This is a genomic window from Comamonas sp. (assembly GCF_009360615.1).
In the GTDB taxonomy this organism is placed as follows: domain Bacteria; phylum Pseudomonadota; class Gammaproteobacteria; order Burkholderiales; family Burkholderiaceae_C; genus Comamonas.
Map to the genome: position 1 here is coordinate 1 of NZ_SPEY01000011.1, position 22,033 is coordinate 22,033.

Here is a 22,033-nt window from a genome sequence, read left to right on the forward strand (position 1 = left end):
TGTTCGTCGATCACGGCCTGCTGCGCCTGAACGAAGGCGATATGGTCATGGACATGTTCGAAGGCAAGCTGCACGCCAAGGTGGTGCGCGTCGATGCCTCCGAGCTGTTCCTGGGCGAGCTGGCCGGCGTGTCCGAGCCCGAGCAAAAGCGCAAGATCATCGGTCGCCTGTTCGTCGATGTCTTCAAGGCCGAAGCCGAGAAGCTCAAGGCGGCCAACGCAGGCTCCAAGGGTGCCACCTTCCTGGCCCAGGGCACCATCTATCCCGACGTGATCGAGTCGGGCGGCGCCAAGAGCAAGAAAGCCGTCACCATCAAGAGCCACCACAACGTCGGCGGTCTGCCCGAGCAACTGGGTCTGAAGCTGCTGGAACCCCTGCGCGACCTGTTCAAGGACGAGGTGCGCGAACTGGGCGTGGCCCTGGGTCTGCCTCGCGGCATGGTCTACCGCCACCCCTTCCCCGGCCCCGGCCTGGGCGTTCGCATTCTGGGAGAGGTGAAAAAGGAATATGCCGACCTCCTGCGCCGCGCCGACGCCATCTTCATCGAAGAGCTCAACAACTGGATCGACGAAAAGACCGGCAAGAGCTGGTACGACCTGACCAGCCAGGCCTTTACCGTGTTCCTGCCTGTCAAGAGCGTAGGCGTGATGGGCGATGGCCGCACCTATGACTACGTCGTGGCACTGCGCGCGGTGGTCACCAGCGACTTCATGACTGCCGACTGGGCCGAGCTGCCCTACGGCCTGCTCAAGAAGGCATCCGGCCGGATCATCAATGAAGTGCGCGGCATCAACCGCGTCACCTACGACGTGAGCACCAAGCCACCAGCAACCATCGAGTGGGAATAATCCACAGTGAATCCAAGACGCCGTGCTGCGTCTTGGATTTCCCATGATTCTTTGAAACTCAAGGATTTACGTGTTTTTCGCAAGCCTATAAGGTGCAACGGGAACCACATTTTTCGGCACATTTGACGGTCAATCCTTGATTTTCCGAGGCGCTGCATCCTTTACCGACATGCGTTGTGGCGGTAAAGCTCTTCAAGCAAGACGCCCATACTCACAGACACGGAACTGGGCAAACTACGCTCTGGAGACAAGGCATTCAAAATTGCCGCCAGAGACCGCCTGCACGCCCCGCCCCCCCTGCGGGAACCAGACCGTGCCGATACGACTACCGCCCCAATGGTGGACGTGAAACGCTGGCCATTGGCCGCCAAGACGAATCTCTCGGCGCCAAGTCCACTCCCGAGCCAAGCGAACTTGGGTTCGGTCTGTCCATTTCCCTTGCAGAAGCCAGAGCACTGCCGGCCATAGCGAGACGCAGTGTCGAAGTCAGAGAGCCGCCGCCCAGAAGAACGCTGAGAAGCAGCAGACGCACAGACTTTCTCAAGCCAGGCTGAGCACTATTGCGCCGACAGATCAGACCCAACAGCAGTACTGGAACGGGAGCATTGCAGTCGTCCGCACTGTGCGCCCTGCCCCCCCATTAGCCGCATTCCGGCTATGAGCCTCCTGAGAATCAACACCCAGATCGTGCTGGGTGCGTCGCGATCGCTCTCCGCAGGACAAACGCAATGCTGGCGATCAGAGCATCAATAACCGGAGGGCACTCCAAGCTCGAGTCGACCGCTTGGTGCCTCTGCATCCAGGTTGAGGATGCACTGGCAACTTGTACCAGCACGAACGGCAACTCCCGGCTTGGAGGAGCCCTCCGGACCGCTTGCAGATAACGTCTTCAGCCCGATAGTGATGCGACCAGGAATTGCGAATCACTGCCTATTCGATTCCTGCGGATTTCGATGCCAGACGCTCCCGTGAATCCGGATCGTCTGTACAACAGCATCATAAAAAAGTTTCTTTTTTTTTCATGAGTAGTAAAATTTAACAATTATTTGCAGAGCTATATGTGCGTCATACCTGCGCAAACATGGCTGATCTCATGTCTTCGTCATCCAGCCCTATCCAGATTTCGGCTCTGCCATACAGCATGTTCAAGCCGTCGACCATCTGGCTAACGGGGCTCAGCGGAGCAGGGAAATCTACGCTAGGCAAGGCCCTTGCCTCCTCACTAAAACACCAGGGCATTCCCTGCTGTTCGCTTGACGGCGATGAACTTCGCCATGGATTGAACAAAGACCTGGGGTTTTCAGAAGCTGACCGGCGAGAAAACATCCGACGAGTGGCCGAAGTGGCTCGGCTGATGAACCATGCAGGTTTGGTGGTAGTCGCGTCCTTTATATCGCCGTACCGGGCGGACCGCGAGAACGCCAGAAACATCATCGGTCCCTCAGCCTTCCATGAGGTCTACCTGAGCACCTCCCTGGAGGTATGTGAAGCCCGCGATCCCAAGAAACTGTATGCCCGTGCGCGTGCAGGCGAGATAGCCTATTTCACGGGACTTTCCGCACCCTACGAGCCGCCGCTTCAGGCGCAACTGACGCTAGACACTGCACATCTGGGTCTGTCGCAGTGCATTGACACGCTCTGCGAGTTCGCCAGCAGATGCATCGCGACGCCCGATCCCTAGCGCCAGCGACCTCCAATCGATTGCGTTAGTTTCGACCAGATGCCGCAAGCGGTAGGCTGGGCTGATAGGAAAAAAATTGAAAATACAACTCGCCCCGATAGCTGTTCTCGTTCTTTGCAGCAGCGCAATGGCAGCCGACTTTCCTGGTGCAGGCAGCCAACTACAGCAGGTTCCGCCTGCCCCGGCTCCCAAGCCCATCCCACCACAAATACGGATCGAGAAAGGCGCTCCCGTTGCGCAGCCTACAGAGGACAAGACCCGAATCACCGTCGAAAAGTTGCGAGTGATCGGCTCCACTGTGGTGCCTGAAGCCGAACTGATTGGGGCGAGCGGTTTTGTCTCAGGTAGTGATGTCACATTGACCGAGTTGCGGGGGATGGCGGCAAGGGTTGCAGCGCACCTTCAGCAACGTGGCTACTTTCTGGCCCAGGCCTATCTGCCAGCGCAAGAAAGCGAAGATGGAAGCATCACCATCGCGGTGCTGCTGGGTCAATATGGTCAGGTGACGCTGAATAACCAAAGCCCCGTCTCCGATACCCTGATCCATCAGATTGCGGATGGCCTCAGCGGCCAGCCTATCACGGCATCTACGCTGGAGCGCAAGCTGTTGCTGCTGTCCGACCTGCCGGGCAGCCAAGTCAGCTCTACCCTGGCGCCTGGTGCATCCGCCGGATACTCGGATCTGCTGATTGATGTAAAGCCTGGAGCACGCATCAGTGGCAGTGTCGATGCGGACAACACAGGCAATCGTTATACCGGGCGTAATCGTGTTGGTGCCACGGTCAACATTGCCGAACTTGCCGGTTGGGGAGATGTCGCCAGTGTGCGCGCCTTCACCTCGGCAGAAGGACTGAACTACGGGCGATTGGCCTATCAACTCCAGGTGGGTGAAGCGAAGATCGGTGCTGCCTACGCCAGTATGGACTATCGCCTTCGCAAGGATTTTGCGGCCCTGGATGCCAGCGGCAACGCCAAGATTGCGAGTCTGTACGGCAGTTATCCATTGATTCGTTCGCGTAGCGGCAACCTGTTTGTTCAACTGGGTTACGACAACAAGAAATTCAGCGACAGCGTCAACGCAACCGGCTCAGTTACCAAAAAGAACATCGATGCCTGGATGCTCAATTTCAATGGCGATCTGCGTGACCAGCTCGGGGGCGGCGGCATCAATGCATTCGCATTGGGGTGGACCTACGGCAAGGTGGATATTCGCTCTCCACTATCGCGCCAGATTGACGAGTTGGGTGTGCAGACCCAGGGCGGCTTCAACAAACTCAGCCTTTCGCTCAGCCGGTTGCAGAGTCTGAGCAGCAACACGATGTTGTATGCAGCATTGAATGCGCAATGGGCATCAAAGAACCTGGATATCTCCGAAAAGATGGGCTTGGGCGGCGTCGGCGGGGTGCGCGCCTATCCGGGTGGCGAGGCCTATGGTGACGCCGGCTACCAGTTCACGCTGGAGCTTCGCCATCAATTGAGAACGCCTGAATTCCTGCCTGCCGGACAGTTCCAACTGGTCGGTTTCGTCGATACAGGAACTGTCAAGCTCAACCGTCACCCATGGACTGGTGGCGATAACCACCGCACCTTGAGTGGCGCAGGCATTGGCGCCAACTGGAGCGGGAGCAATGGGCTGGTGCTCAAGCTGTCCTACGCACACAAGCTGGGCACTGAAAAAGCCACTTCCGTGCCTGACGCATCAAGCCGTGTCTGGTTGCAGGCTGTCAAATACTTCTGACCCGAGCGGGCGTGTAGTCGCCACCAAGAGCAATTATCTGAATACCGGAGACCGACATGAACCACATCTACCGCTCAGTATGGAACGCGCATACCAATACCTTCACTGCGGTGCCGGAGCACAGCAAGAGCGCGGGTAAGGCCTCCATGCCGGGGCGTAGCGGCGGCAGCCTTCAACCCCCCTGGTTTGCTATGACGTTGATCGCAGCGTCGCTGATGTTCATCGGTATGCCTGCGATTGCTGCACCTGCGGGAGGTGAGGTCGTCGCCGGACAGGCAACGGTTCAACAGACTCCAGGATCAACCGTTATCCAGCAAGGCAGTCAGAACGCTGTGATTAACTGGAACACGTTCAATATCGGTCGCGGCGAGTCGGTGGTTTTCCAGCAGCCCAATACCAGCTCCGTGGCCTTGAATCGGGTGCTGGGCACCGAGGGGTCGAGCATCCTCGGCAACCTGTCGGCCAATGGCAAGGTGTTCATCGTCAACCCCAACGGTATCTTGTTTGGCCAGGGCGCTTCCGTCAATACGGCCGGTTTGGTCGCCTCGACACTCGATATTTCCAACCGCGATTTCATGTCGGGCAAGTACCAGTTCAGCGGCAACGGTACGGGCAAGGTCTTGAACCAGGGCAGCATCAGCGCTCCGGGGGGATATGTGGCCTTGTTGGGCGCCCATGTGTCGAACGAGGGAACGATACAGGCACGCCTGGGCTCCGTTGCACTGGCGGCCGGCAATGCCATCACGCTAGACGTGGCGGGCGACGGCTTGCTCCATGTGGCGATCAACGAGGGTGCCGTCGGTGCGCTGGTCAAGAACGGTGGTCTGATCAAGGCCGACGGCGGCAGCGTACTGCTGAGTGCGCAGGCGGCGGGCGACCTGCTCAAGACGGTAGTCAACAACACGGGCATCATCGAGGCCCATAGCATTGATACACGCAGCGGCACGATCAAGCTGTTGGGTGACATGCAAAGTGGCACGGTCAACGCCGCCGGCACCCTGGACGCCAGTGCACCCACGGGTGGCCACGGCGGCTTTATCGATACTTCGGCCGCTCACGTGAAGATCGATGACGCGCTGAAAGTCACGACGGCGGCGGCCAAGGGCCTTGCTGGCACCTGGCTGATCGATCCAACCGACTACAACATTGCTGCGTCCGGTGGCGACCAGACGGGCGCCTTCTTTACGAATGCGCTCAAATCGAGCAATGTTCATATCCAGAGCGTGTCGGGCGGCAGCGGCACGCAAGGCAACATCAACGTCAACGATACGATCTCATGGTCGGCCAACAAGCTGACCCTGACCGCGCAAAACAATATCAACATCAACAAGTCGATGCGCGGTACTGGCTCGGCCAGCCTGGCGCTCGAATATGGGCAGAGCAACGTCGCAGCAGGCAATGCCAGTACCTATAACATCGCCTCTTCCGTCGCTGTGGATCTGCCGTCCGGGAACAATTTCAGTACCAAACTGGGCAGCGACGGTGTCACCAACACCTATCAGGTGATCAATAGCTTGGGCGCATTCAATAGCGCCACCGGAGCCGACCTGCAGGGTATGCAAGCTAACCTGTCCGGTAAGTACGTCTTGGGCAGCAATATTGATGCCCGTCCAACAGGTAGTTGGAACAGCGGCAAGGGTTTCATGCCGATCGGCAGTGCGGGATCGGCCTTCACCGGCACCCTGGACGGATTGGGCCATGAAATCGTCGGTTTGACGATCAATCGGCCGGATGTGGATGTCGGCCTGTTCGGGAACATCGGTGCCGGCGGCGTTGTACGCAACCTGGGCTTGAGCAGCCTCAGCGTTTCTGGTTCGCAAGCGAACTACGGCAGTACCTATGCCAGCATTGGCGCGCTGGCTGCCGTCAATAATGGCAAAGTCGCTAATGTTTATAGCAACGGCGCCGTGAGTGGCTCCGGCTACGTCAATCTGGGTGGCCTAGTCGGCACTAATGCAGGAACGATCATCAATAGCCGCGTTTCTGGTACGGTTGGAGCGGGCGGCTATGGCGCAGCAGGCGGCTTTGTGGGCCTCAATACTGAGGGCGGCTTGATCAAGAGCAGTTCCAGTTCCGCCACTACAAGCTCCACGCACTACGTCGCGGCCGGCCTGGTTGTCACCAATTCGGGCACGATCACCGATAGCTATGCAACGGGCACTGTTAACGCAGGCGGCAACTATGGCGGCGGCCTCGTCAGTATTAATAATGCCACGATTAGCAATAGCTATGCGACAGGCGCGATGAACGGCACAGGCAGTGCTGGCGGCTTGGTTGGTATCAATAACAGCCCCAGCGCGACCATCACCAATAGCTACGCGACAGGCAAGGTGACTTCCACCGGCGGCTATGTCGGCGGCCTGGTGGGGCTGTTGCGCGGCAGCTTGAGCAACAGCTATGCGACGGGTGATGTGCAGACCACCTCGCTGGCAGGTGGGATCGTCGGCTATAACGTGGGCGGCACCATCACTAATGTGTATACCACTGGCAAGGTCACGGGCGGCGGTGCCAGCGTCGGTGCCATCGTCGGTGAGCACAATTCCGGCTCCGTCAACCGCGCCTATTTTGACAGCACGATTAACTCTGGTCTGAATGGCGTCGGTCAAAGCTTCAATGGCGCTACCTCGAACGCCCAAGGACTGAGCACGGCTCAGATGCTGGTATCGAGTAATTATGTAGGGTTCAATTTCACGACCACGGGCGGCGCCACAGGCAACAACTGGGTGGCGGTGAGTGCCGACGGCACGCTCAATGGAGGTGCCGGCACGCGTCCGATGCTGGCATCCGAATGGTCGACGAACATCAACTCGGCGCACCAGTTGCAACTGATGACAATGAATCAATCGGCCAACTACACCCTGGGCAGCAGCTTCAGCGCTGCCACGACGGCGGCCAATGGTAAGGATATCTGGGGCACCACAGGCTTCATTCCCGTCGGCACGGTGGCTTCGGCCTTCACGGGCAGCCTCGATGGGGCCGGGCATATTATTTCCAGTCTGAATATTGCCAAGTCTGGTACTACGGGCGTGGGCCTGTTTGGCGTGCTCGGCGGCGGTGGTGTGATCGCGAATGTGGGTTTGTCTGGCGGCACGATCATCGGTGGTGACGCTACAGGCGCCCTGGTGGGCAGTAATGGTGGCAGCATCAGCGGCAGCTTTGCCACCAGCACTGTTACGGGCGTCAACAATGTTGGTGGCCTGGTCGGTACCAATATGAGCACGGGGACAGTCAAAGATAGCTATGCCAGTGGTTCCGTGACTGGCAGCAGCTCGGCGGGTGGCTTGGTAGGCAGCAATAGCGGTGGCGTCGCGACTAGCTATGCGAACGGGAGCGTGACGGGCGCCGGTGGTGGCTTGATCGGTACTGGCGTGGGTATCGTCACTGGCAGTTACTGGGATACCACGTCGAGCGGGAAAGCGGTCAGTGCAGGTGGCATTGGCTTGACTACGAGCCAACTCAAAAGCTTGTCCAATTACACCAGTAAGGGCTGGGACTTGGGCCAGATGTGGGTCGCTTATGATGGGCAGAGTTCGCCATTTCTGCGTTCGTTCATGAAGCAGATCGTTGTCAGTGTCTCGTACGATACCAAGGTATATGACGGCGTGGCCTATGCCGGAGGGGCCAGCAGTCTGAGCTATTCGAATGTCTATGACAACACGGTTTTGCTGGGTACACCCGTCCTTACCGGCAATGTCGTTGGCGCCGTCAATGCTGGCACATACACGGTATCTGCAAGCGGCCTCTACTCCACGGGTGGCCAGTCTGGCTACGCGATCAGCTATATCGACGGCGGCTTGGTAATCAAGCCGAAGACTGTGACCTTGAGTGGTGCGGCAGTAGCCGACAAAGTGTACGACGGCACGACCACGGCCACTATCAGTGGTACTTTAGATGGCGTGCTGGCCGCCGACCAAGCGAATGTGAGTCAGGCACTGAGCGGAACCTATGTCAGCAAGAATGCGGGCAATGGCATCTCGGTGATGGTCAACGCGAGCCTCGGCGGCAGCGCTGGAGGCAATTACGCATTGGCACCAGTGTCTGGTTTAACCGGCAATATCACCAAGGCCACCATTGCCAGCGTGGGCGGCATCACCGCCGTCAACAGGACGTACGACGGCACACTCACGGCGGGTCTGAACACCGCAGGCGCCTCGTTCAGCGGCATGGTCGCAGGCGACAGCCTGAGCGTGGCTACGGCCAGCGGCAGCTTCAGCGACAAGAACGCCGCCACCGGCAAGACCGTCTCGGTGAGCGGCATCAGCCTGGGCGGCGCCGATGCCGGCAACTACACCCTGGCCAGCAGCACGGCCACCACCACCGCCGATATCTCCAGGGCCACCATTGCCAGCGTGGGCGGCATCACCGCCATCAACAGGACGTACGACGGCACACTCACGGCAGGTCTGAACACCGCAGGCGCCTCGTTTACCGGCATGGTCGCAGGCGATAGCCTGAGCGTGGCTACGGCCAGAGGCAGCTTCAGCGACAAGAACGCCGCCACCGGCAAGACCGTCACGGTGAGCGGCATCAGCCTGGGCGGTGCCGATGCCGGCAACTACACCCTGGCCGATACCAATGCTATTGCCACGGGGACCATAACTCCCAAGGCTTTGACGGTCACTGTTGACAGCGTGTCCAAGAATGTTGGCCAGGTGAACCCCACTTTTAGCGCCACCTACGTGGGTCTTGCGGGAACAGATACTCCATCAGTTCTGGAAGGGGAACTGATCTTCGCGACCACCGCCAATACATCGTCACCAGCAGGCAGCTACCAAATTTCAGCAACAGGAAAAAAATCGCTCAACTACGATATTCATTTTGCTAACGGCCAGTTAGTAGTACGCGATGCGCCTAATAACGGGATCCAGAATGCTGTCGCGAACACTGCGGCACAGATCAATACAGTCCCCACACGAGGAGATGTATTCGTACAATCAGGCGAAAAGGTTGTAAGTCAAGAAAATGCTCAACCCTCCTCCACGGTAGGGGGAACAACACCGAGAGTTGGAAGCACAGAGATCACTTCCCTCGCAGGCTTAAACCTTTCGATACGGGAACTAGGCATTAACCTCCCTTCTGACTTTATTGAAAGTCCGGAATTTCCTGAGAAGAAACATCTGGATGCGAAAAGATAGCTTGAACATGGCCCCAAACTTCATCGGAGTCACTGGCCTGCCACGAGCGGGGTCAACATTGCTGTGCCAGCTGCTGGCGCAACATCCGGAGCTGGACTGCGAGAGTCATAGCTCACCTTTATGCAACACGCTGCTGGGGATACGTAGAACAATTAGCGATGATTCATTTTTTCTGTCTCAGCTCGATCACTCGTTCGCCAGTAGCTATGGGCATTTGCAAACAGCCATGCGAGGCTATTTGCGCGGCTGGTATCACGGTTCGTCCAAGAAGGGAGTCGTTGACAAGAATCGGGCATGGCTACATGCAATCGAACTTTTACTTGACTTAGCCCCAGAGGCGAAGCTCGTTATTTGCTTGCGAGAGCTGGGGCAGATATATGGATCGATCGAGGCTCAGCACCAGAAAACCGTGCTACTCGACTTTGCTGATCACTTGGCAGACTTCGATCGTTTGGGAAGAGCAGACATGCTTTTTGCAAAGGATCGGACGATCGGTGCGCCACTCCAGTCAATTAATGCTGTGCAGGATTTACCAGATGAGGTCAAGAAGCGTCTTTATTTTATGCGCTTTGAAGATCTGATATCTCAGCCAATTGCTTGCATGGCACATTTATATCAATGGCTTGGCGTTTCAGAGTTTAAGATCAATCCTGAAGAGATAGCGGTAGGCATTCAGGAAAGCGATAGCCACTACAGAATGAAATATTTGCACAAACAATCGAGCAAAATTTCAATGAGCTTACCTCATCACATTATTCCCGTGCGTATACAGTCGCACATCGAAAATGCCAACCGTTGGTATTACGAACTTTATTATCCTGGGAAAATTGGCGTCTGATTTCCAGTTTTCCTATTGATGAGCATGATGACTGCTAGAATCAAGATATCCCCGATTCAAATCGCAGAAAAAAATTGAATCTGACAATTAGAAATATTTTGTCATGCATACCATTCTGTAAATTCACGCGTAAGCTATCTTTCAGGTCGATTATTCAGCCCTGCTTTTCAACACACTCTTTGATAACAAAATTGCCGTTAGGGCAATGAAGCCGGTGATTCCGCGCTGCATCGCTCTTCACAGTGATGTGCGGCTTGAAGCCGAGATAGCCCCGCTACGTGGAGTTAGCGTTCATTTCCCGAACCTCCGGGGACCTGGAGCTGAGAAGCCAATCAATCTGGTCATATTCGCACGAATGCTCCAGCGTTGTCGGATGGAGACGGCCTGCACGTCTCGGCCTCCCTTGCCGGACCCATGTTGTTCCGATACGAATGCCTCAATGGCAGGCACGATTGACAGGTGTGACGAACCTCCCGGCTCCGGGGTATGCTGCAAGCCAAGCGAGCCAGAATTCGGTCCAACCGTTTCCCAGCTCCAAAGCAAGAGCACTGCATGCATTCGCGAGACACATGCTCGAAGCGGGCGAATCGCCCTCCAGAAGCGACATTGAAAAGCAACAGCCCGCACCGGAAACACCGACATTTTCAGCCTGGCCCGGGCAATGTTTCGCCGACCAGGCCAACCCAGAGCCCTCAAGGTAGCGGCAAAATGACCTTATCCAGCACATGAATGACACCGTTGGAAGCAAGCACGTCGGTGGCAACGATGTTTGCCCTGCGTGAGCGTTGATCGGTGATCGCCAGATCGGCACCTACTGTGAAAGATTCACCCTCGACAGTCTTGACCGGTGCATTCAATGGCACTTCAGCCTTGAGAATCAGCCCCGACACCACATGGTAGGTCAACACCTTGGACAACAACGGCTTGTCTTCCAGCAACTGTGCCTTGGTCAGACCCAGCTCGGCAAGCAATGATGAAAATGCCGCGTTTGTCGGAGCAAATACCGTGAATGGACCGGTCCCAGCCAGAGAATCGACCAACCCTGCGGCCGTGACAGCTTCCACAAGCACACTGAAATCCGGGTTTGCAATCGCTGTCTGCACAATGCTCTTGTCCGCCGGCAAAAGCACGCGGTCAACGGCATGGATGACACCGTTGGACGCTTGAATGTCTGCCTGCACAATTTTGCTGGTCCTGTTGCGCCCGTCCGTCACCACCAGGTTGCTCCCGGTTCTATCGATCTTGAAAAATCCGCCTCCCACCGGTTTGACCGCCTTGCCGAGTGGCAGTGCATTGACAGGCACTCTTCCGGACAAAACGTGATACTTGAGAACAGTCTGAAGAAGAGTCTTGTTGGAGATCAACTGATCTTTGCTGACACCAAGCTCGGCAAGCAGTGCAGCGAAGGCATCGTTGGTGGGGGCCAACACGGTCACCTGAGTGGAGCCGCTCAGCGTATCAGCCAGGCCCGCCGCCTGAACGGCCTCCACAAGGATGCTGAAACGACTGTCGCGCTGTGCCACTTCAACAACATTGCCTGACGGGCCGTCACCACCGCCACCACAGGCGACGGTCAAGGAAAGCAGAAGGACACTAAAAAATCCCGAGATCCAACGTAGCATGTTTGTTCTCCCGTGCAATGAAACCAGGCAATTTGCCAGTAGCGATGAGTCAATGTGGGCTGAGCGATGTCTAAAGTCGATGGCTTCTCCTTGGACTGAGGATGTAGAACAGTGGCATGGGCCTACCACTCCAGACTGCGCTGCAATGGCGCCGGAGATTGGTCCGGGCGATTTCTGCGTTGCGACAGGTGGTCGCGAGAGCCGTGCTTCTGAAGGATCGCGGCCTTGGCACTGCGCACGGAAGGCCGGGCTCGCACGGCGTAAACCCGCGACTTGGCAACCCTCGTGGCCTCGGCAAGGTCGACCAGCGGCGATGCAATATCCGTCCCCACGCGAACGCCACAGCGCGCCTGTAGCTGAAGTGGCATCTGCCAAGGTTCAAAAATCCAGGCATCGGGAACCTGCTGCAGGGCGGGAAGCCAGTGACGCACGAAGACGCCGCCTGGGTCGTGATCTTGCGCCTGCTTCAGGGGGTTGTAGACACGCAGGGCGTTGATGCCCGTTGTGCCAGCCTGCATTTGCATCTGGCTCCAGTGAATCCCTGGCTCATAGTCGAGGAACTGACGCGCCAGCCACAAGCCCACGGGACGCCAGTGCAGCCATAGGGGAAAGGAAGCCACGGACACGAGCATTGCGCGCATCCGGAAATTGAGCCACCCCGTTTCCCTAAGCATGGCTACACAGGCATCGACCAGTGGCCAACCGGTCCTGCCTGCCTGAAGGGCCTCAAAGTAGTCGGCGTTGTGAGCGCTCTCGCGCAGACCGTCATAGCCTTGGTGCAAGTTACGCCATTCAATTTCAGGCTCGGACTCCAGCTTCTGGATGAAGTGGCAATGCCAATGCAATCGGCTCATGAATGCAACCAGGCCCTGGTGGAGTCGCCGAGACTCCGGATCGCGCAAGCCTGTAAGCTGCCGTTGCTGCTGTCGGGTCGCCTGTACGACCTCACGCATGCTCAGACTTCCGCTTGAAAGATAGGGCGAAAGCCGCGAGCAGGCGTCTGCTGCAGAAAGCGGCGAGGAAATCCCACCGCGATAGTTCGCGCAGCGTACATTCAGGAAATCGTCCAGCACTTGCTGACCCGCGGTCCTGCCTCCGCGCTGACGAAGAGGAACCTGGTGATCGTCAAGCAGGCCGATGGCCGATGGCTCAGGCCAGGCGGTACGCCAGGGCAGGCACACAGAGCGGAGACTGGCAGGCAAAGGAGCCGCAACACGATCTGCCGCCATATGGCTTTGCCACATGCCCAGCCATCGGTCACGTGACGGCAGGCATCGCACCACGCCATGCTGGGGCCACTCCTGCCACGACACCCCTTGCGCACGACACCAGCGTGCCACCGCCAAATCGCGCGCATATGTCACGCTGTTGCCGGTCTCCTGGTGAGAGACCAGACGGGCGAACGGTTGCAGAGCGTGAAGACGCGACAGCACGTCGGTCAACTCGCCCACGGCAAGTTGCAGGCGAGCCCCCAAGACCCTCAGTTGCTGCGCCAAGTCGCGCAGAGACTCCCTGAGAAACTCGTAGTGCTGCAATGCGCAATCTGGCTGCCGCCAGATACCGGGCTCCAACACATACAGGCACAGCACGGGACCTCGCGCGGCAGCATGGGCCAGAGGCGCATGGTCAAAAATGCGCAGATCTCGCTTGAACCAGACAACGGTATAGGTCATGCCGAATCGTGCTCAGGAAGAAGGGCAGGCCGCCACAAACTGGCAAAGTCAGCGCAGATCCGGCGGTTGAGGTCTGAAAGAAACCAAGCGCATGTATCACCCCTTTCCGAAATGGCGAAGCACTGCACAACTGCCGTGGCAACCCCGCAGACGCAAGGCCTCTGTGCCAAGACCGCGTTTTTCAGCAGGAGCGACGCTCCAGGAGCCCAAAGATCGCGATCGAATCATCGCCAAGAGGCGCCTGGGTGGCCTGTCAGGGACGATGCGGTCTGGCAAAAATTACACTGGGGGTAAACAGTAATTTGTCTTAGACAAAATTGCAAGAAACATCAAAATTCACAGGTCAATGAAAGAGAAGATGCGACATCGGAAATCCGAATGCGCTGCAGGGGCCATCAACATGCACGCTCGCGATTGCAGCCCTCACCCAAAGGGCGTACCGACCAGGCAAGCCCCTCTAGAAAGCGGACTGCTTCGTCCGGACTCTCAGACCCCTCTTCCTGATCCAAGTTTCTCGGGACGCACCCAACAGCGCGGCGACCTCGACCCAAGAGGCATGAGAGGCACCAGCGAACCAGGATGGGAAGTTCGATTTGTACATCTATGTCTATGACAATATTGTGCAGACTACCGCCTGACTTGCAGAGCACGGCGATTGACACAGACCGCCAGACACCGGATTTCGGCTGAGCAGGATGAGAAATTGCCAAATCGATGGAGAACGGACATATGGAGATCAGAAGTCGATCGATGGAGCCAGGCATGGGTTGAAACGCCATGAACTCCCGCGATCCTCTTTCCCGCAGCCCGGGCACATCTGGAGAGCCGCTTGTCCTCAGCGACACATCCATCGCATCCGTATTGCGATGATGTGTAGGACGATCTATGGTGCCAAAGCGGAAGAAGAAAACCCGTTGATTGCGGGCAACTCTTCGAAAGCAGGCTTCGCAAAGAAATAGCCTTGAAACAAGTGCACTCCCATCGAGCGCAAAGCGAGAAATTCGGCCTCGCTCTCAACACCCTCTGCAATAATTTCAATACCCAGAACCTTGCAAACCCCGATAATTCCCTGAACGATTGCCTGACGTACGGGACTGCAATCAATATTACGCACCAACTCCATATCCAGCTTGATAATATCTGGCTGAAACTCCGCAAGCAAATTCAGGCCCGAGTATCCGGCTCCAAAATCATCGATTGCGGTCTTGAAACCACGTCTGCGATACTCATTCATAATCCGTTTCAAGTGTTCCTTGTCTACAATTCGTTCATTTTCTGTAATTTCGAAAATGATTTGACGAGCCGGAAAATGATGCTCACGAGCAGCCTCCAGGGTTTTTCTTATACACGCTGATGGTTCATATACTGCGTTAGGCAGAAAATTGATGCTGACATGACTGGAAATACCCAGACGCGCAGCCAGTTCTATGGCTTTGACGCGGCAGGCTTGGTCAAACTGGTAACGATTTCCATCATTGACCTGACCAAGAATCCTTGCTGCTCCGCATCCATCGGTGCCACGCACCAATGCCTCATAGGCAAACACAGCATTGCGGCTCACATCGACAATCGGCTGAAAAGCCATACTGAATTCAAAGCTCAATGGCCCACGATCATGGCATTTCGAACAAGGCACAAGTGCTGCTTTATCAATTACTGGAAATATCGACATTGGTTCTCGCTGACTGGAATGCCAAATGGATAAGCATCAGATTCAACAGAACATCGAGAACAGCCCCGGCTTGGCCGTTTGAAAGACCAAACCAGACGCTGATTGATTTGTATAGATCTGGTGAAGTACTGACCGCCACACATCAATGCCGATCTGAGCTGCTAGGCAGCCCCCATCAGCGCTGTTCGCTCAGCCGGGGCCGGCTGAAGTCGCGTCGAATCCGGTCCCGTTCGGATGGTATTGACGGAAACGGACGCGTTGTCATAGCCCTCGGGGGACGCGGTCGCTGTTCCAGCCAGACGGAACACTCCGACCGCAGCCGCCATCTCGGCGGCTTGCTGCCTCAGAGCCTGGGCTGCAGCAGCACTCTGCTCGACCATTGCTGCATTTTTCTGGGTCGCCTGATCCAGATGCGCGACGGCGTGACCCACTTGCGCAACCCCATGAGTCTGCTCCACTGTCGCATCACTGATCGCTGCAATCAGTTCTGCGACTCGCTGCGCTTGGCTGACGATGTCGGTCATGGTCGCCCCAGCCACATTGACCAACTGGGTGCCCTGCTCCACATTCATTACACTGGTCTCGATCAAGGCCTTGATCTGGTGCGCAGCCTCGGCACTCCGCTGCGCCAAAGCGCGCACCTCGGCGGCCACAACGGCAAATCCCCGGCCGTCTTCGCCCGCCCTGGCCGCTTCCACCGCAGCGTTCAATGCCAAGATATTGGTCTGAAAGGCAATGGAGTCAATGACGCCAATGATGTCGGCAATGCGATGGCTGCCGGCACTGATATCGTCCATCGTGTGCACCACCTGCAAGACGACCGCGCCACCTTTTTGTGCGGCCTCGCTGGCAGCGGCCGCAAGCAAGGCCGCTTGCCGCGCACTGTCGGCGTTGTGCTTGACCGATGCAGTCATCTGCTCCACGGAAGCCGCCGCCTGCTGGAGACTCCCGGCTTGCTCTTCGGTGCGACACAGGAGGCCATGATTGCCATCCGCAATTTCATCGGCACCCTGCGTCACGTTGTTCGACGCATCACGCACCTTGCGAACCACTTTTGCAAGGCTGGCCTGCATCGCCCCGAGCGAGAACAGGACGCTGTCAGGTCGCGCCTGCCCGCCCCGTGCCAGGGACTGCAGATCTCCCTGCGCCACCTGACGAGCAATCTCAGCAAGCGCAGCGGGCTCCGCCCCCAACTGACGGACGATGCTGCGCCCTGCACTCCATGCAATCGCGATACTGAGAAGAAGCGAGAGTATTAATGCCGTAAACATCACCCTCAGGAATCCACTGGCCTCATCGATGGCGCTTTGATTGGTCCTCTGAATATGGCGCTCCTTGAAATCAATCAGCCGATTGATTGTCGCAAGCCATTCCACATACTGCGGTTTGGCTTGACCCCACAGCATACTGACTGCCGATGTATCGCCTCCTCGAACCTTGTCGATGATGGCCTTTGTGGTTGCCACTGCAGGCACTTCAGCCTTTTTGATGTCATCAAACAATGGAAAAACCTCGGGACTCACCCCAGGCAATTGAAGCAGCGAATTCAAAGATTCTGTAGATTTTTCATAGAAATTGGCCAAGGCATCGATATTTCCAATCTCTATTTCACGCTCTGATTCCGTAGGGCTTAAAACCAGGTCTCTGACAGCGATGGCACGATCATGCGCTGACCCTCTGAAGTTGATTGCATTACGCTGTACCTGAGAATAAATTTCCGAGTTTGCTCGCAAAGCAGTTTCAATGTGATTGACTTTCACGACTGCGACGCCCGTGACAACTACAAGCATAAAAACTATCACACCGAAACCGAGATAAAGTCTGGCCGCAACCGGCATTCTTGAGAAAAACATGATTATCCCTGGGTAGTTATTTTCTACCACGAACATTTATACTGCCACCTATGGAAATACCACCGTATCATCGAATGAAAAAAAATTTCTTCATCTGAACCTCTTTCAAAGAGCAGGATTTTCATCAAATTGGAGAACTGCCTTCGATCCGGACCTTCAGCGAAGCGTCATGCACAGAGTGTCTGGAAACCGGCAGAACAAGAGAGTGGAATTCACAACCCCTGAGGCGGCTGAAGTCCACAAGGCGGATTGGGTGAGGGGAACCCCATGGGTATGCTGGAAACATTCTTGTGGGTGCCGGTTGGCCATGGGCTACAAGGGATGCACTGACTTGTGCAGAAGGTGTCGTCATTGGCTTGGCAAGAGGAATTGAGTGCACGGAAGCACTCTTTCCCTCAAAATCCAAGCTTCGCCCTCTAATGTACTAGACAAACCTCGATTTGTCTTAGACAATTTCTAACAAATTCAGGCAACGGCATGCGCTATCGCCCAACCGGACATCTGTCCACCCTGCCCATGAGTTCACCTGCGCCTCAAAGTCTTCAAGTAGCCATCCCCATCCTGGCCGTGGAGCGCGAAACGGGTCTTTCCAAAGACACACTCCGAGTGTGGGAGAAACGGTATGGCTTCCCACGCCCGCTGCGCAATGCAGCTGACGACCGCCTGTACCCCCCCGAACAGGTTCGCCGCCTGAAGCTCATCAAAAGGCTTATGGACGGAGGCTACAGACCGGGAAAGATTGCAGCCCTTGAAGAGGAGAAGCTCCAGGAATTGCTCGGACAAACAACAATTTTGTCCAAGACAAAAACAGAAAGTCCTCCGTATCTGGAGAATATTGAGCCGATGCTCAGTGCCATCACCGCTCACGATGGTGCAGCCTTGCGCGAAGCGCTTCTTCATGCACAGATGCGACTGGGCTTGGGCCGGTTTGTCCTTCAGGTGATCGCACCACTCACCCGCGCAGTGGGTGATCTTTGGGCAGCAGGACGGTTCGAGATCTTCGAGGAGCATCTGTACACTGAAGTGGTCAGCAACGTTCTGCGCACATGTCTGAGCACCTTGGGGAATTCCGGACTGAAGCAGAAGCCCAAGGTACTACTCACGACGATTCCTCAAGAGGCGCATGGATTGGGATTGCTGATGGTCGAGTCGCTGCTGATGCTGGAAGGATGTCAGTGTGTGTCGCTTGGGACTCAAACACCGATAAGCGACATCGTGCGTGCAGCGCAAGCACACAAGGCGGATGTCGTTGCACTGAGTTTTAGCAACCTCAACACACCGGCTTCTGTTCAGAGCAGCCTGCGAACTCTCCGAAGCGAACTACCCGTTGAAACCTCTTTGTGGGTTGGTGGCTCATGCGCCATCCTCTACCAGAAATCATGGGAAGGAGTCACCGCATTGAAAGAACTGAGTGGCATCGGTGCCTTGGTGGGTCACTGGCGTGAAGCGCACTTGCAATAGCCCGCCTCCTGCAGACCCTGCGCGGACGATAGACCCGGTCCGTCAGACGCGCACAGATCATCCCTGCCCACCTTCGGCAGCGCTTATGGATATCCAGTCCTCGTGCAGAGCGGATGTGCAGCGCGTGCCAATGCCTGCAAAGCATCCGAATCGCGCTCCCTGCACGGAGCCTTACCGCCTCCGTGCTTGACGGCAGACGCCGGCTTGGCGTTTGCACGCACACAGTTTCACGGGCCTTGTACAGCCCATCCTCGCAGGACTCGAATCGTGCCCGCCCCTGGGCCACCCCGCAGCCCCGACGGCTCGCACCACTGACACTCGTCAACGACCGAGTGATTCCGGCATCCACACGATGTGCCGCATGGAGCCGAGCCAGCCGACCTCTGTGAAACTGCCGTGTCGTGACGCCCCGGGGGCCTGGCGGCCAGGGCCCATGAATGCCGCCCGACGCCCATCGATCGCAACATGTCCACCCGAATGCATGACCTGGTACATCAATCAGCTGACAGACTTCAGCGACGTTCCTCTCGCATTTGCCCCGCCATCGCCCAACGCCACGACCCTAGCCGCAGGGTGGAGCGAAGTCCTGCGGTGGCATACCTGTCTGCCGCCCGGACAGGATGCGATGCAGAGGGCTTGCGCAGACGGCGCGCCTGCACGCACCGCCTCTGGAAAGAAGGATGATCACGCCAGCCACGGTCGATCCAGCAGATGCTGGCGGGCCATCGCGCCTGATGGCAGCGGTGGCCATGGCTGCTCTGCCGGAACCTCCCGACAAATGGGGCTAGCCATTCTGAACCCGCACCGGAAATCGCAGGGTGAATCGCGTCTCTTCGTTCTGGCTGCTGACCTTCACTTCGCCGCCATGCATTTGCATGATGGACTGGACAATCGCCAGACCCAGTCCGCCCGAATCATCGGGGTGGGAGCGCGAGGAGTCGCACCGGTAGAAGCGGTCAAATATCCGATCCAGATGCTGCGTTGGAATCTGTTTGCCTTGATTCATCACCTCGACATCCATCCACCGGCCTTCTGAAGCATTGCTACGCAACGCAATGACAGTGTGGGGATCACCATACCGAATGGCATTGACCAGAAGATTGGCCAAAGCGCGTCTCACCAAGCCACAGTCAGCAATCAGCTCACCACGGGCTGCGGCGTCGATCTGCATCCCGCGCTCCTGGGCCATGCCCTCGAAGTACTCCGAAAGCTGTTTTGACAATTGACCCAGATCGACGGACTCCAGCTGCAGCGCAGAATCATGCTTTTCTGCCCTCGCCAGGAACAGCATATTGTCAATCATTCGCGCCAACCGTTCGTATTCTTCTTGCTGAGAGTCAAGCAGCTGCTCATAGTCTTCGAACGTTCGTGACTGACCCAGCGCCAACTGACTCTGAAGCATGAGATTGTTCAACGGAGTACGCAGCTCATGCGCCAAGTCTTCCGAGAACTGCGAGAGCCTCGCATATCCCTCGTCAAGCCGTGTCAGCATCGCATTCAAAGCCGCCGTCAGACCTTGCAGCTCCTGCGGCTGCTTCTGCTCATCCAGGCGCACCCCCAGCGATTGCGGGCCAACGACGGACGCTTGTCGACTCAGCCGATGCAAGGGAAGCAGTCCGCGGCGCACCACCTCCCATCCCAACGCGAACGATAAAAGCACCCCGACCAGCCACGCAAAACCCAGGTTCAAGCGATAAGCGGCCATCATCTGCTCACGCTCGGCCAGGAGTTTGATCGCAACGATAAAAACAGTGGAATTTCCAGTGCTCACCCGCCTCCACGCCGTCCTGGTTGGCTGAGCCCCCTCGGAAGTGAACAAGGATGAAGACTTCAGTGCGGAAACACTGGGTGGCGGCAAGTTTTCAGGATTCACCTCGATTAATATATCACCTGATTCTCCGATAATCCACAAGGCATTATCTTTATTACCAAGCATGTTAGAGTACAATTTTGGCTGATTCTTCAAGTAATCTATATTCTTATTATCTTTTATAATATCCTCAATGCGTTCAATACGTCCCAGCAAGGCGATGTCGTCACGAAAGGCGACCTCTCTTTCGAGTGCTTGGAATACATAGCTGCCCATCAAGCCGAACAACAAGGCACTGGCCAATGAAAACAGCAATGCCAGCCGCATTCTAAGGCTGAGGTTCTTCTGATATTTCACGACAGCGGATCCTCGATGCGGTAACCCATGCCGCGCACTGTCTGGATCAGTTTCACGGAAAAGCCGTCATCAATCTTGGCTCTCAGACGTCGAATGGCGACGTCCACCACATTCGTATCACTGTCAAAGTTCATGTCCCATACCTGGGAGGCGATCTGGCTGCGTGACATGACCTCCCCTTGATGCTGGAGCAGCAACTGCAGCAACGCGAACTCCTTGTTCGTCAGTTCAATACGCCTTCCGCCACGCAGGGCGCGACGCTTGAGTATGTCGACCTCCAAGTCCCCGATTGCAAAGATATCGTGCTGCCGCATCGGTGTTCTGCGCAACAGGGTGCGCACGCGAGCCAGCAGTTCCGCGTATGAGAAAGGTTTGATCAGGTAGTCATCCGCTCCCAACTCCAGGCCCTTGACCCGATCTTCCACAGTATCCCTCGCCGTGAGGAAAAGCACTGGGGTCTGACTGCGCTCGCGAAACCGGCGAATGAAGCTCCAGCCATCGATGCCAGGCAACATCACATCCAGTATCAACAGATCAAAGTCGCCAGATTGAGCGATGAAAAGGCCATCTATTCCATCATGGGATACCTCAACCTGATAGCCGGAACTCGTGAGTCCCTTCTTGAGATATTCGGAAGACTTGACTTCATCTTCTATTATCAATATTCGCATAATTTCTTGACGGCAGTAGTCAAACAGTAAAAATCATATCGATGAACTACCAGTGCAACATTAAAAAAATGTAATGATCGTGCAATCTTGACGTTAAAAGAGCTGGGCAGAATTTCATCCGTCACCGAGAAAATCGAATACAGGATGATGAAAATGCGACTTTTATCTTTAAAGCCACTTTGCGGATGCCTTCTCATTACCTCAGCGCATGCATTTGCGATCCAACCTGCACCACTGCAGCAAAGCAATATGTCTCTGAACCTGGCAAATGCCTTGGTGCAAGCCACCATGACTGCGTGCCACTCGCAAGGCCGTGTCGCGGTTGCCGCAGCGATTGATCGTGGTGGCCATCTGCTCTCTTTGCAGCGAGACGACAGTGTGGGCCCCCACAACACAGACGCCGCAATCAAGAAGGCATTCACCGCTTTATCAACCAAGACACCCTCACGAATTTTTGCAGAAAACGCAAGGAAGAACCCCGAATCCGCCAATCTGAACACGATCGACAGCCTTTTGCTGATCGGTGGTGGAGTGCCCGTAAAAGTCGGTGACGAAGTCATCGGTGCAATCGGCGTTGGCGGAGCGGGCGGCTCCCTGATCGACGAAGGCTGCGCACTCGAGGCAGTCGACAAGGTTCTGGGTTCTGCCAAGTAACTCGATTGGATGCTGACCTT

The 22,033-nt window shown here is 56.4% G+C and carries 13 protein-coding genes; 7 read left to right on the forward strand and 6 right to left on the reverse strand.

Annotated elements, in window-relative coordinates; all coding sequences use genetic code 11:
- The 5 genes from guaA to E2583_RS02185 form a co-directional block, all read left to right on the forward strand.
- The coding region (gene guaA / locus E2583_RS02165; RefSeq protein WP_291592812.1) for a glutamine-hydrolyzing GMP synthase at window positions 1-848 on the forward strand (848 nt) is incomplete at its 5' end.
- 1,093 nt (window positions 849-1,941) lie between these two features.
- Window positions 1,942-2,529 (forward strand): adenylyl-sulfate kinase, encoded by a 588-nt coding sequence (cysC, locus tag E2583_RS02170; RefSeq protein ID WP_291592814.1) that lies wholly within the window; start codon window positions 1,942-1,944, stop codon window positions 2,527-2,529.
- 76 nt (window positions 2,530-2,605) lie between these two features.
- Complete coding sequence (locus tag E2583_RS02175; protein WP_291592816.1) at window positions 2,606-4,267, forward strand: ShlB/FhaC/HecB family hemolysin secretion/activation protein; 1,662 nt, start codon at window positions 2,606-2,608, stop codon at window positions 4,265-4,267.
- Between the two features lie 56 nt (window positions 4,268-4,323).
- A complete protein-coding gene (locus E2583_RS02180) occupies window positions 4,324-9,402 on the forward strand; it encodes a YDG domain-containing protein (RefSeq protein ID WP_291592818.1) in 5,079 nt (1,692 codons plus the stop codon).
- A gap of 7 nt (window positions 9,403-9,409) precedes the next feature.
- On the forward strand, window positions 9,410-10,240 hold the full coding sequence (locus E2583_RS02185; RefSeq protein ID WP_291592820.1) for a sulfotransferase: 831 nt from the start codon (window positions 9,410-9,412) through the stop codon (window positions 10,238-10,240).
- 692 nt (window positions 10,241-10,932) lie between these two features.
- Here E2583_RS02185 and E2583_RS02190 read toward each other — a convergent pair.
- From E2583_RS02190 to E2583_RS02205, 4 genes are all read right to left on the reverse strand, one after another.
- Entirely contained in the window at window positions 10,933-11,862 is a 930-nt protein-coding gene (locus tag E2583_RS02190; RefSeq protein WP_291592822.1) for a fasciclin domain-containing protein, read from the reverse strand.
- 122 nt (window positions 11,863-11,984) lie between these two features.
- Window positions 11,985-13,535 carry an FAD-binding domain-containing protein gene (locus tag E2583_RS02195; protein ID WP_291592824.1) on the reverse strand — a complete coding sequence of 517 codons (1,551 nt, stop codon included), beginning with the start codon at window positions 13,533-13,535 and terminating at the stop codon, window positions 11,985-11,987.
- Window positions 13,536-14,418: 883 nt separating this feature from the next.
- Complete coding sequence (locus tag E2583_RS02200; protein ID WP_291592826.1) at window positions 14,419-15,207, reverse strand: EAL domain-containing protein; 789 nt, start codon at window positions 15,205-15,207, stop codon at window positions 14,419-14,421.
- A 161-nt stretch (window positions 15,208-15,368) separates the two neighbouring features.
- Entirely contained in the window at window positions 15,369-17,060 is a 1,692-nt protein-coding gene (locus E2583_RS02205) for a methyl-accepting chemotaxis protein (protein WP_291593013.1), read from the reverse strand.
- A gap of 516 nt (window positions 17,061-17,576) precedes the next feature.
- On the opposite strand from E2583_RS02205, the gene E2583_RS02210 reads away from it, so the two are divergent.
- Entirely contained in the window at window positions 17,577-18,521 is a 945-nt protein-coding gene (locus E2583_RS02210; protein WP_291593015.1) for a MerR family transcriptional regulator, read from the forward strand.
- Between the two features lie 784 nt (window positions 18,522-19,305).
- Here the strand turns inward: E2583_RS02210 and E2583_RS02215 are convergent.
- Window positions 19,306-20,688 (reverse strand): heavy metal sensor histidine kinase, encoded by a 1,383-nt coding sequence (locus E2583_RS02215; protein WP_291592828.1) that lies wholly within the window; start codon window positions 20,686-20,688, stop codon window positions 19,306-19,308.
- Window positions 20,685-21,359 (reverse strand): heavy metal response regulator transcription factor, encoded by a 675-nt coding sequence (locus E2583_RS02220; RefSeq protein ID WP_291592829.1) that lies wholly within the window; start codon window positions 21,357-21,359, stop codon window positions 20,685-20,687. The genes E2583_RS02215 and E2583_RS02220 overlap by 4 nt, the downstream gene beginning before the upstream one ends.
- A gap of 87 nt (window positions 21,360-21,446) precedes the next feature.
- On the opposite strand from E2583_RS02220, the gene E2583_RS02225 reads away from it, so the two are divergent.
- Window positions 21,447-22,013 (forward strand): heme-binding protein, encoded by a 567-nt coding sequence (locus tag E2583_RS02225; protein WP_291592831.1) that lies wholly within the window; start codon window positions 21,447-21,449, stop codon window positions 22,011-22,013.
- The last annotated feature ends 20 nt before the right edge of the window (window positions 22,014-22,033 follow it).